The 14,638-nt window shown below is 38.1% G+C and carries 17 protein-coding genes; all 17 read left to right on the forward strand.

Translation table 11 applies throughout. The features are described from left to right. Positions 1-4: 4 nt before the first annotated feature. Complete coding sequence (locus I4Q58_RS00075; RefSeq protein ID WP_203292483.1) at positions 5-913, forward strand: PorP/SprF family type IX secretion system membrane protein; 909 nt, start codon at positions 5-7, stop codon at positions 911-913. Position 914: 1 nt separating this feature from the next. Beyond that, the gene (locus tag I4Q58_RS00080) at positions 915-2,924 is read left to right on the forward strand and encodes an OmpA family protein (protein ID WP_203292485.1); all 2,010 of its coding nucleotides are present in this window, start codon (positions 915-917) and stop codon (positions 2,922-2,924) included. Positions 2,925-2,943: 19 nt separating this feature from the next. Next, positions 2,944-3,486 carry a hypothetical protein gene (locus I4Q58_RS00085; protein WP_203292487.1) on the forward strand — a complete coding sequence of 181 codons (543 nt, stop codon included), beginning with the start codon at positions 2,944-2,946 and terminating at the stop codon, positions 3,484-3,486. Between the two features lie 53 nt (positions 3,487-3,539). Next, positions 3,540-4,061, forward strand: coding sequence for a hypothetical protein (locus tag I4Q58_RS00090; RefSeq protein ID WP_203292489.1), 522 nt, complete (start codon positions 3,540-3,542; stop codon positions 4,059-4,061). Between the two features lie 78 nt (positions 4,062-4,139). Beyond that, complete coding sequence (locus I4Q58_RS00095; protein ID WP_203292491.1) at positions 4,140-4,733, forward strand: hypothetical protein; 594 nt, start codon at positions 4,140-4,142, stop codon at positions 4,731-4,733. Positions 4,734-4,977: 244 nt separating this feature from the next. Then, a complete protein-coding gene (locus I4Q58_RS00100) occupies positions 4,978-5,487 on the forward strand; it encodes a hypothetical protein (RefSeq protein WP_203292493.1) in 510 nt (169 codons plus the stop codon). Between the two features lie 291 nt (positions 5,488-5,778). Continuing rightward, on the forward strand, positions 5,779-6,798 hold the full coding sequence (locus I4Q58_RS00105; RefSeq protein ID WP_203292495.1) for a tetratricopeptide repeat protein: 1,020 nt from the start codon (positions 5,779-5,781) through the stop codon (positions 6,796-6,798). Between the two features lie 164 nt (positions 6,799-6,962). After that, positions 6,963-7,643: a hypothetical protein gene (locus I4Q58_RS00110; protein ID WP_203294270.1), complete on the forward strand. Its 681-nt coding sequence runs from the start codon at positions 6,963-6,965 to the stop codon at positions 7,641-7,643. Between the two features lie 53 nt (positions 7,644-7,696). Continuing rightward, positions 7,697-8,074 carry a DUF6122 family protein gene (locus I4Q58_RS00115; RefSeq protein WP_236002774.1) on the forward strand — a complete coding sequence of 126 codons (378 nt, stop codon included), beginning with the start codon at positions 7,697-7,699 and terminating at the stop codon, positions 8,072-8,074. 276 nt (positions 8,075-8,350) lie between these two features. After that, the gene (locus I4Q58_RS00120) at positions 8,351-9,112 is read left to right on the forward strand and encodes a hypothetical protein (protein WP_203292497.1); all 762 of its coding nucleotides are present in this window, start codon (positions 8,351-8,353) and stop codon (positions 9,110-9,112) included. A 168-nt stretch (positions 9,113-9,280) separates the two neighbouring features. After that, positions 9,281-9,871, forward strand: coding sequence for a tetratricopeptide repeat protein (locus I4Q58_RS00125; RefSeq protein ID WP_203292499.1), 591 nt, complete (start codon positions 9,281-9,283; stop codon positions 9,869-9,871). A 90-nt stretch (positions 9,872-9,961) separates the two neighbouring features. Next, on the forward strand, positions 9,962-10,993 hold the full coding sequence (locus I4Q58_RS00130) for a serine hydrolase domain-containing protein (protein ID WP_203292501.1): 1,032 nt from the start codon (positions 9,962-9,964) through the stop codon (positions 10,991-10,993). Between the two features lie 60 nt (positions 10,994-11,053). Next, on the forward strand, positions 11,054-11,545 hold the full coding sequence (locus I4Q58_RS00135; protein WP_203292503.1) for a VOC family protein: 492 nt from the start codon (positions 11,054-11,056) through the stop codon (positions 11,543-11,545). A gap of 31 nt (positions 11,546-11,576) precedes the next feature. After that, positions 11,577-11,921, forward strand: a complete 345-nt coding sequence (locus tag I4Q58_RS00140; RefSeq protein ID WP_203292505.1) for a hypothetical protein — start codon at positions 11,577-11,579, stop codon at positions 11,919-11,921. A 33-nt stretch (positions 11,922-11,954) separates the two neighbouring features. Continuing rightward, positions 11,955-12,404, forward strand: a complete 450-nt coding sequence (locus tag I4Q58_RS00145; protein ID WP_203292507.1) for a DinB family protein — start codon at positions 11,955-11,957, stop codon at positions 12,402-12,404. 96 nt (positions 12,405-12,500) lie between these two features. After that, positions 12,501-13,022 (forward strand): DUF4256 domain-containing protein, encoded by a 522-nt coding sequence (locus I4Q58_RS00150; RefSeq protein ID WP_203292509.1) that lies wholly within the window; start codon positions 12,501-12,503, stop codon positions 13,020-13,022. 209 nt (positions 13,023-13,231) lie between these two features. Then, positions 13,232-14,635, forward strand: a complete 1,404-nt coding sequence (locus I4Q58_RS00155) for an anthranilate synthase component I family protein (RefSeq protein WP_203292510.1) — start codon at positions 13,232-13,234, stop codon at positions 14,633-14,635. Positions 14,636-14,638 lie beyond the last annotated feature (3 nt).

Below are 14,638 nucleotides of genomic sequence, written 5' to 3' on the forward strand. Positions count from 1 at the left end.
GTATATGAAAACAAGAATACTTGCGCTACTCATGCTATGTGGTTTAACTACAATGGCCCAACAAGAGCCACAATACACGCAGTTTATGTACAATATGAGTATTGTGAACCCTGCGTATATGATCAACGAGCCTGGTATAATTGAAGTGGGAACCTTATACCGTTCGCAATGGGTTGGCATTGAAGGAGCGCCTCGAACAGCAAACGTTTTTGCCCATATTCCACTTAATGAGCGTATAGAACTAAGCGTGAATTACCTTAACGACCAAATTGGGGATGTAATTTCTGAAAATGTATTCAATGTAGACTTTGCCTATAAGATCAAACTGAATGAAACATTAAATCTTTCCTTCGGGATTAAGGCTGGCGTGGATAATCTAAATTTCGATTTTTCTGAAACCAATGTTGCATCGGATCCACTCTTTGCCAATACCCAAAAAACAGTGCTTCGTATCGGAACCGGTGCCTATTTATTTAAATCCAATTACTACATAGGACTATCAGCACCTACCCTATTGCCCAACGACATTAGTTCCGATGCCAATGGCGCTTTATATGAAAACAAACCTCACCTGTTTTTAATCGGAGGTTATATTTTCGATTTAAATGAAAAACTCAAATTGAAGCCTGCTGCTGTTGTAAAAGAAGTATTTGGCGCACCCTTATCCTTTGATATATCCATGAACATGCTTTATGCCAATCGATTCGAGTTTGGTGTAGCATATAGATACCAAGATGCTGTTTCTGCCCTAGCGGGGTTTCAGCTTACACCCAATCTGAGAATTGGCTATGCTTACGATTACAACATCAGCCCCCTCAACGATTTTAATGATGGGAGTCATGAATTTATCTTAGGCTATACCTTCGACCTATTGGGTCTCAGCAAAAATTATTCTTCTCCAAGATTCTATTGATATGATGAAACATTTACTTTTAATCAGTCTGCTAGCGGTATCGTTTTCATCATTTGGACAACATCGGAGTCGTGCTGACCGCTTTTTTGAAAAAGGGGACTTTATTAATGCTGCTAAATATTATGAGGAAGAATTAGCAGACAAACAGCATAAAAAGGATTTGGAGAATATTTCCATTTCCTATTACAACACCTTCCAATATAAAAAGGCCAGGATTTATCTCTATCAGTTGGTAAACGGTCGCTTTGCAGAATCGGATAAGACCTACGATAACGAGTTCAATTTTAAATTACATCATGTGTATGCTGCCTTAGGCGACTATGAAAAGTCTGTAGCATTTTTGAAGTTGTACAAAGAAGGAATGGGCGATACCGTCAATACGCAAGCCGCCATCGAAACTATCGAGGAGTTTAAGTTGAAGAATCCGGACTATACCATTAAAAAAGCTAGGTTCAATTCGGATGCAGCGGATTTTGGCGCCGTAAAATTGAATAACAGGGTGTACTTTACTTCCGATAGAGGCGATGCCATGTTCGTGAAGAAATACAAGTGGACCCATCAGCCCTTTTTGGATATTTATTCCATTGTATGGAATGAAGAAAACGACAGTATTAGTGCTGTGCAACCTATTTCTGAAACTATAAATTCGAAGCTACACGAAGGAAATTTTTGCTTTAGCAACGATGGCAAAACGATTTATATCTCTCGCAGCAACACGAAAGATGGTAAAAAGGAATTTGATGATAGCGGTAGCAATAATATCCATTTATATAAAAGTGTTTGGAATGAAGGAGCTTGGTCAGAACCTGAAAAATTACCGTTCAATACCTCAGGCCATTCCTATCAGCACCCCGCGTTGAGCCCTGACGGCACGAAACTATATTTTTCATCTGACATGGAGGGTGGGTATGGTAGTTTCGACATCTACTATGTCACGCTAACTGATGGGGACGATTATAGCGCCCCGGTAAATTTAGGGCCAACTATTAATACGCCAAATCGTGAGCATTTTCCGTTTGTTTCAGAAAAAGGAAACCTGTTTTTTTCCTCGAATGGGCATCTTGGACAAGGAATGCTAGATATTTTCGTTTCAGAGCATGTTTCAGAAGAATTCACCACTCCTATAAATCTAGGCGCACCGATTAATTCACCATATGACGATTTCAACCTAAACTATCATACTTCCGAAGCGGGCTTCTTTGCTTCTAATAGAGATAATACTGACGATGATATTTTTCATTTTAAACAGATTGGGGAGATATTTTTACGGGAGTACATAAACACTTTCGAAATACGCGATGCTGTCACTAAAAGTTATGTGCCGGATGCTGCAGTTCAGCTAGTAGATAAGAACAAGGCCTCTATCTATGAAAATACACTTGATTCCATCGCCAACTTTAATGTGAATATAATCCCTGGGCGTTATACTTTGTCTGCTACAGCCAAGGGCTATTTTCCAAATGAATTATCGGTAATGGCGATAGAAAAGCAAGATCAAAAACATGTACTATATCTCGAAAAAAAGCCTGTCGATCCGCTTGCTGAAATAGTTGCCGAAAAAAATATCGATGAAAATTTAAAGGAAGCAGATCCCGAACGGTTTGAATTGTTAACTGATACCGATGGGCCTCCCGTGGTTGAAAAAGATGGAAGATTATTCTTTGAGCTAGAGCCGATCTATTTCGACTTCGATATGTGGAACATCCGGGCAGATTCAAAACTTGTTTTGGATGCCCTAGCAGAAAAGCTAGAACGGTATCCCAATGTTCGCCTAAAAATAAATGCACATACCGATACTCGGGGAACAGAGCGCTACAATCAAGTACTTTCTGAAAGGCGTGCAGAAGCTACCCGTAACTATTTGGCACTGGAAGCGTATATCAATGCGAGACGCTTAAAGTTTGAGGGTCATGGTGAAAAACACCCAATTGTTTCGTGCCCAGAACAACAATGTACAGAAGAAGAGCATCAACAGAACAGGCGAAGCGAATTCGAGATAATTTCTTATTAATCAACTTTTAAATCCCCAGATGAAAAAAGCATTAATTCGAAAATCGATTGCTGATAAAAAATTAAAACTCAGTAAGAGGCGTTGGCTTAATCATTTTTCTATAGTTGCATTTTTTGGTCTCATGCTGTTAACCTTCATTTTCTTTCTTTCGAAAAAATATTATGAAGGAGAAATCACCTCCTTAGATTCCCTGGCCTTCTGGTTTCTTGGCGTCCCTCTTACACTTGGAATAGCTTTCTATTATATTCAAGATAGAAGATTAAAGTTTAAAGTGGTCAAGACCCGATTAAGCAAAGTTGAATTGAATAAAGCGATTAAAGCTGTTGCGGAGGAATTGGAGTGGCATATAGAATTCAAAAAAAACAATGTTATAGTAGCAAAGACTCATCCTGGCTTCATTTCTGGTAGTTGGGGAGAACATATTACCATTTTAATTGATAATGATACGGTGATGGTGAATAGTATTTGCGACCCCGACAAGAAAACCTCATTGGTATCCATGGGGCGAAATAGAATTAATGAAAATAGATTGGTTGAGAAAATTAGGCAATCTGGCGCGTAACTTTAATCTATTATCTTTGCCAAAAGAAAAACAAAAATTTAATTCCGATTTTTATGCAAAAGGCTGTTATGCTGATGGGAATACTAATCTCATCGCTATTCGCAGGATGTTCCTCAGATGATTCTAACACTAATGAAAACGTTTCCATTGTTGGTGAATGGAAATTGTCTTCAAAATTAATGGGTGGTAATACTATTCAGCTAGGAGAATGTGAGCAAGGAGAAGGTGCTATTTTTTTAGAAACCGAAGTTGTCAATTTTATTATAGTAGATGAAATAGATTCTGAACCCAACATTGTTCAAGAAGGATATGAAGATTGCGATTTTAGATACGCGCCTTGTGACTATTTGATAACTGAAAACAACGAAACTCTCTATAGAATCGTTGTTGGTGAAGGACTCATAGAGGGTATAGATGATTCCATTATAGTATTTGAAATCGAAGTATTGACAAATCAAGATTTAAGAATTAAGACCGTAGCCAAAAGCAACACAGGAACCATTGACGATATAGAAGCAAATAGTATGGAAATAGAAGAAAGTGAGCAACTAACGCTCATCTATACTAGAGTATAAATGAATTGTTCAGATACCCAATACATTTCTTCGAAAGACCAGTCCTTAGGGAAAGAGATGTTTGCTAATAAAAGTTAGATGAAACCTTTTTTCGTTCTGTTTTGTTTTACAGCACTAATGCTAAGTTGTGATAGCAAAAGAAGGGAAACCACTGTAATCGAACCTATAAAGGATAGTGTAACGTCGACGCATCCGCTCAATCTAAAAAAAACAGACATCGATACTATCCATAACTATTGGCAATTGGATGTTGATACTATTACGGAAAGAAAAGAATTTAGTTTTCTTGATGAAAACTACATCTTAACGTTAAAAACCTATAGTTTAAACGACAGTTCCGTTATACGAAGGTTAGGGCGAAACGATTCTCCTGTCTACATGGAATACGCACATAATGTGATAACGGATATTGAGTTGGCAAGTGATACCCTTATCAATCGAAAACGAATAGACAAAGCCCACTTTAAGGATTTCGTGGATCCTGAATTTTATAGAATATGTACGCTATTCTCGACAGAAATAGATAGTATTAATAAAAAAACAGTTTATATGAGTTCCCAACTAACCGTCCCTGACACCGGCAATCATTGGGAAATATCCTACTTGTTTTATATAAGGGACTATAAAGTTGGAACATTTGAAATTAAGAATACCGAGTATATCGGGCTGTAAAATGATTTTCAAGATAACTGTCAAATTTATTTCTACATAAACAATTAATTAAAAGAAGGTTACGCAGCCGGTTTGATAAATGGCGAAAAAAATGTACTAATCTTTCTAATAATATGGTAGATTCGCGACTTTAGTATTTTTTTATTCAAAACCGTTTTAATTAAAAAGATAACACGATATGAATATTATAAAAATTGTTTTTATAGCAGTAATAACCGGATTACTGATGGGGTGTAGCTCTACTATGAAAGTTAAACAAATTGATACCGCAACCGAAAAGTATCCAACCGATAAGACGCTCTCCGCGAAAGAAATAAAGGTTCGAAAAGAATTCCCCCAACTAAATGAGTACAAGCAGTTTCTTTATATCAAAAATGGTGATGAAGTCGATGAGTATAAAAACTATATAAAAGGTACGTTGCAGAACATCGGTTATTTCGAGAATATTTATTACAGAAATGATCTCGAAAAAATTGTGATCAGTCAGAATCTAACAGATAAAGTAACGAATATTTCAGATAATATCGGACTCTTAAACCTTTCCAAGGAAATAGGGAAATTCTTGGTGTTAAGGACAGCCATACTATACAAGGGAGGATATTCTTATGAATTCGAATTCGAACTGATTGATCCTACTACGGCCGAAACAATCTATAAAGTCGTTAATCCAGGGTTTAATTGGAGCGGACTGGATAGACCGATGTTTCACCCAGTCTTCAATGATTATGCCGCGTGGCTAGAAGAAAACAAATAAAGATAGCTACCAATCGCAATAGTATTGCATTCATATAATAACGATTGTGACTAGGTATTGAGTTGTGATGTTTAAAATACTTTTTTGATTAAAGCGAACAGTTACAAGAAGCTTTTAAATATGATTCGATTTAATCCCAGTAAAGTATTTTGAAAGAGCGTATAATAGTATGCTCGAAGGGTTATAGTTTTTATGCCCTCGATATCGTTGGCCATAATAATTTAGTTTACTTTTATCATGAAAGCAATATCGCAGCATCAATTAATGCATTTTTAACGCCAACCAATTTTTATGAAATCAAGAACACTTGTTATTTTAATCGTCTTTATTTTTTTAAGCCACCAAAACATTGCTCAATCTAATATAAGTACACTCATAGAAGAAGGTATTGGTTATCACGACAAGGGCGAGTACGATAAAGCGATCAAAACATATAAAAATGCTTTGAAGCTAGACCCTAAGGCTACGATAGTTCATTATGAAATAGCACTGAGTTATTTTAAGAAAGGAGATTTCAAAAAGGCAATCAAGCATTCGGATATGGTACTCGAAAAGAACAGGGATTATATGCTCGAGGCGTATATGATGAAAGGTTCTGCTTTAGATATGATAGGAAAAACACAAGAATCGATTCTCTTGTTCGAAAAGGCCATTGAAACGATGAAGCCCAGTTACCTTCTCTATTATAATTTGGCACTGAACTACTATAAAATAAATGACTTGGAGAATGCTGAAGCAAACGTTCTAATGGCCATTGAAATAAATTCCAACCATTCCAGCAGTCATTTGATGTTGGCAAACATCCATCATCAAAAGAAGAATACTGTTCAATCCTTATTGGCTACACATTACTTCCTATTCTTAGAACCGAATACGTCTCGGTCGAAAGAAGCGTACCGTATGTTAAAAGAGAATTTTGGAGGAAATGTTTCCAAAGACCCAGAGAAACCAAACTCCATTAATATTTCGCTTACACCGAACAGCGACCGGCAATTTGGGGCAGCTGAAATGATGATATCGATGTTAGAGGCATCGCGACATTTAGAAAAGAATGAAGGTAAGTCCGATGACGAATTATTTGTCGAGAATACAGCATCCTTCTTCAATCTAATGGACGAACTTAAAAAGAGAAAAAGCCAGGGGATTTGGTGGACCTTTTACACGCCTTTTTTCCATGACCTCACCGAAAGTGATCACTTCAATACTTATTGCAAATACATCACACAGAGTAGTAACGAGGCTTCACAGGAATGGCTTCTTGCCAATGAAGAGAAATTAATCGCTTTCGACGAGTGGTTAAGAAATCAATAATACAACCAATAGTAAAACTTTTGGCGCTAGAGGTTTCATAGGGTTCTTTAATCGCAATTGGACTCGGTACTTCATCATTACACTAAAAAATAGTACCTTATGAGGACAAAAAATTTATGAATCGATTAACCGACCTTATACTGACCTTAAAAACCAAAATAAAAATGATACGAGCTATTGGAATCCTTATTTTAACGTGCATATTGCTTTCCTGTAACAATACCGACAAATCCAATAACCCTGTAGAAGCCCCTATGGAAAATGAAACGGCCACGGATAGCATTTCCCCAACACAAGCACAATTTGTGACGATTGATACAGAGGAAGCATTAATTGCTACTGCTTTAATGGCAGCACCAAAGGCTAGTCGCGACAATTGTAAAGTTATTGGATACAATATGGAGGGCGATTTCGTAACGTTGAAAGAAGGAGATAACGAATTTATAGTCCTAGCGGACGATCCTAAAAAGGAAGGCTTTAGCGCCGCTTGCTACCATAAAGATCTCGAGCCTTTCATGGCTAGGGGCAGAGCATTAAAAGCCGAAGGCAAGAATTCAGCAGAAATTTTCGATATCCGGGAAGAAGAAGCCAAGTCGGGGGCACTGGACATGGGAGCGCCAGGGTCCACCCTTCATATCTATTACAGTTCCAGCGACCTATACAATCCAGAAAACTATAAAGTAAAAGATGCCCAATACCGGTATGTAGTCTACCTTCCCTTTGCTACATCCGAATCTACGGGACTTCCAGAAAAACCTATTGGCTCGAATCATCCATGGATTATGGATCCAGGAACCCACAAGGCACATATTATGATTTCTCCGCTACCTGATTCCAAAGAATAAGGACGTTTAGTATCGATCGTTGATTTAGTTCGAAAATGACTGAAACGAAATAAATGATTCAGATATCAATCCACTACTTTCTTCACTTTCTGTTTCCATTGGCGATTGCCTATCTTTTTTTCAAAAGAGATTGGAAAAGAGCTTATTTGATTTTATTGGCTACAATGCTCATCGACCTCGACCACCTTTTAGCTACCCCTATTTTTGAAGCTCAGCGCTGTAGCCTAAACTATCATCCACTTCACTCCTACTATGCTGCGGCGTTTTATAGTATTCTATTGTTTTTGCGCAAACCATTCAATATCATTGGAATTGGACTTCTAATGCACCTCGCGACCGATTTGATTGATTGCCTCTTCACTTACCATGAATGTCAACACTGTTTGAAAGATTCTCCAGCTTTAGAACTCATCAAATATATCTCAACGTAAAACATCCTGTACGTACGCTTTTTAGATTGAAATAAATTCAATCTATCTATTTTTATTCGATTCCTAAATATTGATTGCTTAGGAAAAGGACCATTGGCATGTGTCGGAAGAAACTTTTTGCCATAACAACAAATTATGTAAATTGTGGGCTTCTTAAATTGTTATTCCAAACTGTTACATATATGTCGATATTTTTAAATTAAATATTTCTTTAATCTCAGTTTAAGGAATTCATCTTCTATTTATAAAATAATCAAAGAATTAACTCAATCGAAAATGAAAAAAAGAACCCTATTAATCGTATTCGCAATTGGAGCAACAATACTCTCTTGTTCTTCTGAAGAAGACACCAACGATAATAATCCACAGCAAGAAGCACCAATGGTAGCTGAGACCGAGCAGCGAATATTTGAAAGCGGATCGCTAAGCGAACGAGTCGTAACGTCCTTCGAAAATGGAAAACCGAAAACCTGGACCTTCTTCGATGCCACTGGCGATATTACCTTCAGAACTGATTGGCTATACAATGGCAGCGATAATTTAACTACTATTAATGGATTTCTTCCTAATGGCGAACAAAGCTACACCCTGACCATTACTTATGATGGCTCGGAAAGGATTTCAGAGATGGTTCGTTCTGAACAGAGTGGATCGTTTATTACCACAACCACCTTCACCCACAATAATGATAATACCATTACAGCGATTACAGAAAGCGATGGTTTCGAATCTACCAAGACGTTTGAAGTAAATAGCGATGGGATTATTGACAAAGAAATTGAAGACGGAACCGAAATAGCAACGGTTCAGTATGACGGATTAAAACCTATCAGTAAAACAGCGAATTCAACTACTTATTCGTATACTTACGAAACCAACGGATCGAATCCCTATGCCATGCAATCAATTTTTGGCGATACCCCTATAAACGTTGTTCTCTTTCAAAACAGTCTTGCCGATGCTTCCGATTCGCTAACCACCGAACTGATCAGTGAAATCTCGACCGATTTTGGTTTAGAACGTTTCAATATACTCTAGATGCCGATGGCTTCGTAACTACAAGAAAAACATATACGAATGGCGAGTTAAACGATGAGTTTGAATACACATATGAAATTACTGTAACTGAAAACTAACGCCACAACGTAAAGGTGATCGCTGATATATGAATATATGCTAGGAGCAGGCGCTGGCAGTACCATAAACATGATTAAAACCCTTCGTAACAACCGAAATTTGTTACGAAGGAAACGCATGTACGATAAAGAACGCTCCTTTTTGAGTATTAAAAAAGAATACCTAAAAGCTGCAGAAGGCAAAATCGATCTAAAAAAAGCTTCAAAAGAAGATCTCTTAAACATCCGTAGAAAAGTCCTCGCGGCAAGAAAAAGAGAAACGTTGCTTACCTATTCATTACTAATTATAGTTATATGCGGCATGGTGTACTTGGTCTATCAAATTCCTTCATGGGACAAAGGACCTGACCAATTAGAACGCGAAATTCGATTGGAGACAGAAAAAAGCAATAGGTATATATATCTACTTACAGATGGCGATCAGTGGCTAAAAAAAGAAAAGTGGCATAATGCAATTTTCCAATATCAAAAAACACTGGAGATATATCCCGATAACTACGATGCCGTATATCGGTTAACACTCGCCTATATCTATTGTTGTTTGCATGAAAACAAAGATTGTGAATTGGGAAAAAGAAGTCTAAAACGATTACAAAATTACTTTCCAGAAACCGATCATAGAGAATTGGTGGAGATATATGATAACATGGAATTGCCGTAAATTTCAGTTAAAAATATAACTTCGCTAAAATTCTGTACTTTCACAGTTACAAAAATGTAACGTTTGACTATTGCCTCCGTCGTAATTAGTATGACCAAGAAACAATTTCAACGAATTTTAAGAATTGTCCTAGCAATTGGAACCATTACTTCCTTATTCTTCGTTCCGTGGATTGTTCTTTGGGCATGGATACAACCCCTACCCGATACTGTACAGGAACAAGCGGATAAAGCGATATCTTATGGTTTTGATGGAATTGTGCTATACATAGACCAGTCCGGAAGGCCTCCCTCCTATTCTACGGCAGGATGGCATGATAGGAAAAAAGAAATACCCGCCAAGCCAGACGCCTTGTTCAAAATCGCGAGTATTAGCAAATTGTATAATGCTGTTGCAATTACTAAGTTAGCACACAATAAGCAACTATTGTTGGATAATACCCTAGCCGACTTCTTTCCTGAATTGGTTGGAAGAATCGAAAATGCTGAAAAAATCACGGTTCGGATGATGATACAGCATACCAGCGGTATACCCAACTATACCGATACATTCAACTATTGGGCACATCCGAAGGAATCGAATGAAGAAAATTTAGCATTAGTTCTTGACCTCCCGGCAAAATTCGAACCTGGAGAAGATTATGAATACAGCAACACCAATTATTTACTGCTCTCTGAAATCATGGACAAAGTCCTAGGTTACGATCATTTTCAATACATTCAGGAAGAGATCCTAAACCGTTTACACTTGAAAAACACCTTCAGTTCTGTAAAGAAGGTGGATAGCAACAGGGTAATGAGCGGGTATCATGTTGGATATCCATTAGATTTGAAAACCGATAACACGGGAATGGTAGCTTCAGCAGAAGATGTTGGAAAGTTCATTCGTGCCCTGAACGACGGTTCTTTATTTGATGAAGGTGAACAGGATATCTATTCGTCACTTTACAGGTATGGCCATACGGGATTGGTGCCGGGCTACCAAAGCATTGCACGATATCATAGAGACATCGATGCTGTCGTAGTGCAATTTACGGGTCCGACCAATTTTGAAGGCTATAATTGGAATTTATCTGAAATTATGTACAACCGGATTATCAAAATTCTAACGAACCAAGAGTAACCCACCATACCTTTTTCGCAATTTGAATTTTTATCAAAAACACCTATAATTCTAATAACTATGAATGATAAGTATGTAATTCCTGAAGGCAGTACTATTGGACATGTCCACTTAAAGGTGTCCAATTTAAAGCAGTCGCTAGATTTCTATTGTGGATTATTAGGGTATGAATTAATGACGACCTATGGCGACCAAGCCGCTTTTATAGCTGCTGGAGGCTATCATCATCATATAGGGTTGAACGTATGGCATAGCAAAAATGCACCCCCCGCCGACAAACATTCGGTGGGACTGTTTCACACAGCAATTGTATATCCTACTCGAAAGGATTTAGCTGAAATATTTAAGAGATTAAAAGAAAAAGGATACCCTTTGACCGGTGCTGCAGACCATGGTGTTTCGGAAGCACTCTATTTGGATGATCCAGACGAAAACGGTGTCGAGCTTTATTGGGATCGACCAAGAGAACAATGGCCAAAAAACGCTGATGGTTCTATACATATGTACACAAGACCATTAGATTTAGACACATTGTTAGAAGAACTATTATAAGCGAAAGAGTACTAGCGAAACCCTCCGTAATATGTCAGATTACATAAAAGAAAAGGCCTTACAAGCAACCCTTAACAAAATTGAATCGAACCGTCGACAGTCCAATTACTTCATCCGAAATATCTGGAAGGTGATAGGATTTGGAATTTTTGTTTCCATTTGGGCACCAACAAAAGCTCCTGACCATTTGGGTTTTGATAGGAAATCTGCGGTGGAAGTAGGTGAATTAGGATATTATGAGTTGGTTGTTATAACGGCTCTCCTTTATACATTGGTATGCTTTATTGCTCATTTTGTTTGGAAATATCAGGATAAAAAAGCCTTGCACAAATTATTAAAACGCAAACTCGAATTGGAGAAAGAACTCGGTATTTAAGTTTTGAACAAGGGATGCCATTAAAGTGTGTATATGAACGATTTTATTGAAGACATTTTTGAATATCACTACCACTTCAACCAAAAAGTGATTGATCAACTATTAGAAATAGGTCCTAAACTGCCTGAACGTAGCCTTCCCCTATTTTCACACTTACTTAATGCCCATCAAATTTGGAATGCTAGAATAACCGCTACCGAGCCCTTTGGTGTTCATCAGATACATCCTATCGAAGCCTTCAAAAAAATTGATAACAGCAATTACAGCAATACGCTTCATATCTTGAAGAATTTTGACTTAAAAACCACTATTCACTATAGCAATTCAAAGGGTGTTGGCTATTCAAATACTATTCAAGATATCCTATTTCACATTGCTAATCATACCACCCATCATAGAGGGCAGCTGGTTTCGGATATTCGACAAAGTGGTTTTGACCCAATAGCAACCGACTATATTTTTTACAAGCGTAATTTAGAATAACCTGCACTTCTTCTTATCTTTAAAGTGAAGTAGATTATAGTTATTAAGTAGTAAAATAGAACGCATCCTTCAAAAGAGTAACAAATACGCTTCAATATGAAACCGGACGCACTCCTTTCCACTTTACAGCAACGCTTTGAGCGAAATAAACATCGACACCCCAATATTTCTTGGGAAGAGATTGCAGCCATCCTTCAAAAAGACACCATACTGCAGATTGTTAAAAACATGGAGGCTACTGGCGGCGAACCCGATGTGGTGGTCTTCGATGGTTTATTCTATGTAGATTGTTCAAAGGAAAGTCCGAAGGGGCGACGCAGTATCTGTTACGATCGTGCCGCACTGGAGGGCCGTAAGAAATACCCACCTAAAAATGATGCTATGTCACTAGCAACTGAAATGGGGATCGAATTGCTTACGGAAGAAGACTACCAAATTCTTCAATCATTTGGCGATTTCGATACCAAGACATCTAGCTGGTTATTAACACCGGAAGCGGTTCGGGAACTCGGCGGAGCCATTTTTGGTGACTTTAGGTTTGGACGTGTTTTTATTTATCACAATGGAGCAGAGTCCTATTATGCCGCACGCGGGTTTCGAGGAAAAGTGAAGCTCTGATGCTATCATACATTTCAAAAAATGTTTTAAATTATTGTTTAACTAAAATTTCATCTCTATATTTGAACTAATGAAAACATTACAACTACATACTTGGTGGTGGACTAGCTTACGGAAAAACGTCGTGACCTAGATACCCTCTGTATGTTTATATATAGAAAAGCCTGTCTATCGCGACAGGCTTTTTTTTTGACCCTATTCAAACTATTATGACAAAATACAAACTTCATACACATGCTAAAAAGCTCTTAGCCGATACGCTCACTCCCGTGTCTGCCTATTTAAGATTACGGGATACCTATCCTAACAGCTTGCTCTTGGAAAGCAGCGATTACCATGCGAACGACAATAGCTTTAGCTATATCTGTTGTAATCCTATCGCTTCCATAACGATTGCGAAAGAAACCATTACCACCAAATTTCCAGATGGCAAAAAGCAAAAAACAACTATTACAAAGGGTAATGATGTGTTGAACGCCTTGGATGCCTTTCGTAATTCGTTTGATGTAGGTGAATCGGATGCCTATTCCTTTATCCATAATGGCATCTTCGGGTATATGGCGTACGATATGGTACGTTATTTTGAAACCATTGAAATTGCTCAGAAACCTTCAAAACTGGAGATTCCCGATGCTTACTATGCCGTGTATCGAAATGTGATCGCTATAAACCACTTCAACAATGAAGCCTATGTGTTTTCCCATGATTATAAAACGGAAAGCAATGTTTTAGAAATTGAACAACTGTTAAAATCGAAAGCGCTTACCTCCTATCCGTTTCAACGAAAACAAGAAGCTGAAACCACGTTAACCGATGCCGAATTTAAAGACTTAGTGAAACAGTGTAAACAACATTGCGCCCGTGGCGATGTGTTTCAAATCGTACCCAGCAGAAGGTTCTCCCAAACGTTTACAGGCGACGATTTCAATGTGTATCGTGCCTTACGAAGTATAAATCCATCGCCCTACCTTTTCTATTTCGATTATGGCGATTTCAAGATTATGGGTAGCTCGCCCGAAGCACAGTTGGTTATTAAAAACGACACTGCTGAAATTCATCCCATAGCCGGAACCTTCAAACGAAGCGGAAATGACGAAGAAGATGCACAAGCTGCGAGAGAACTAGCAAAGGATAAAAAGGAGAATGCAGAACATGTTATGTTGGTCGATTTGGCCCGTAACGATCTCAGCCGACATGGTACAAACGTTCATGTAGATACGTACAAGGAAATTCAATTCTTTTCGCATGTCATTCACCTTGTGAGCAAGGTAACTGCTACTATTAACACGGATGAAGATAGCCTTCAACTTGTTGCCGATACATTTCCCGCTGGCACCCTTAGCGGTGCTCCAAAATATAAGGCGATGGAATTACTGGAGAACTATGAACCGCTGAACCGAGGGTGTTATGGCGGAGCCATTGGGTTTATGGACTTCAACGGGAATTTCAACCATGCCATTATTATCCGATCCTTTGTGAGCAAGGATCATACACTTCACTATCAAGCAGGTGCAGGAATTGTAGTCGACAGCGATCCAGAAAAAGAATTACAGGAGGTATACCACAAGTTAAACGCATTACAAAAGGCCATGGAATTGGCTGAAAACATTTAAGCC

Source organism: Luteirhabdus pelagi (genome assembly GCF_016827595.1).
GTDB lineage: Bacteria > Bacteroidota > Bacteroidia > Flavobacteriales > Flavobacteriaceae > Luteirhabdus > Luteirhabdus pelagi.

Bases quoted from the DNA above. Each gene is read 5' to 3' on its own strand.
- I4Q58_RS00075 (WP_203292483.1), top strand. From the start codon at position 5: ATGAAAACAAGAATACTTGCGCTACTCATGCTATGTGGTTTAACTACA.
- I4Q58_RS00080 (WP_203292485.1), top strand. From the start codon at position 915: ATGATGAAACATTTACTTTTAATCAGTCTGCTAGCGGTATCGTTTTCA.
- I4Q58_RS00085 (WP_203292487.1), top strand. From the start codon at position 2,944: ATGAAAAAAGCATTAATTCGAAAATCGATTGCTGATAAAAAATTAAAA.
- I4Q58_RS00090 (WP_203292489.1), top strand. From the start codon at position 3,540: ATGCAAAAGGCTGTTATGCTGATGGGAATACTAATCTCATCGCTATTC.
- I4Q58_RS00095 (WP_203292491.1), top strand. From the start codon at position 4,140: ATGAAACCTTTTTTCGTTCTGTTTTGTTTTACAGCACTAATGCTAAGT.
- I4Q58_RS00100 (WP_203292493.1), top strand. From the start codon at position 4,978: ATGAAAGTTAAACAAATTGATACCGCAACCGAAAAGTATCCAACCGAT.
- I4Q58_RS00105 (WP_203292495.1), top strand. From the start codon at position 5,779: ATGAAATCAAGAACACTTGTTATTTTAATCGTCTTTATTTTTTTAAGC.
- I4Q58_RS00110 (WP_203294270.1), top strand. From the start codon at position 6,963: ATGATACGAGCTATTGGAATCCTTATTTTAACGTGCATATTGCTTTCC.
- I4Q58_RS00115 (WP_236002774.1), top strand. From the start codon at position 7,697: ATGATTCAGATATCAATCCACTACTTTCTTCACTTTCTGTTTCCATTG.
- I4Q58_RS00120 (WP_203292497.1), top strand. From the start codon at position 8,351: ATGAAAAAAAGAACCCTATTAATCGTATTCGCAATTGGAGCAACAATA.
- I4Q58_RS00125 (WP_203292499.1), top strand. From the start codon at position 9,281: ATGATTAAAACCCTTCGTAACAACCGAAATTTGTTACGAAGGAAACGC.
- I4Q58_RS00130 (WP_203292501.1), top strand. From the start codon at position 9,962: ATGACCAAGAAACAATTTCAACGAATTTTAAGAATTGTCCTAGCAATT.
- I4Q58_RS00135 (WP_203292503.1), top strand. From the start codon at position 11,054: ATGAATGATAAGTATGTAATTCCTGAAGGCAGTACTATTGGACATGTC.
- I4Q58_RS00140 (WP_203292505.1), top strand. From the start codon at position 11,577: ATGTCAGATTACATAAAAGAAAAGGCCTTACAAGCAACCCTTAACAAA.
- I4Q58_RS00145 (WP_203292507.1), top strand. From the start codon at position 11,955: ATGAACGATTTTATTGAAGACATTTTTGAATATCACTACCACTTCAAC.
- I4Q58_RS00150 (WP_203292509.1), top strand. From the start codon at position 12,501: ATGAAACCGGACGCACTCCTTTCCACTTTACAGCAACGCTTTGAGCGA.
- I4Q58_RS00155 (WP_203292510.1), top strand. From the start codon at position 13,232: ATGACAAAATACAAACTTCATACACATGCTAAAAAGCTCTTAGCCGAT.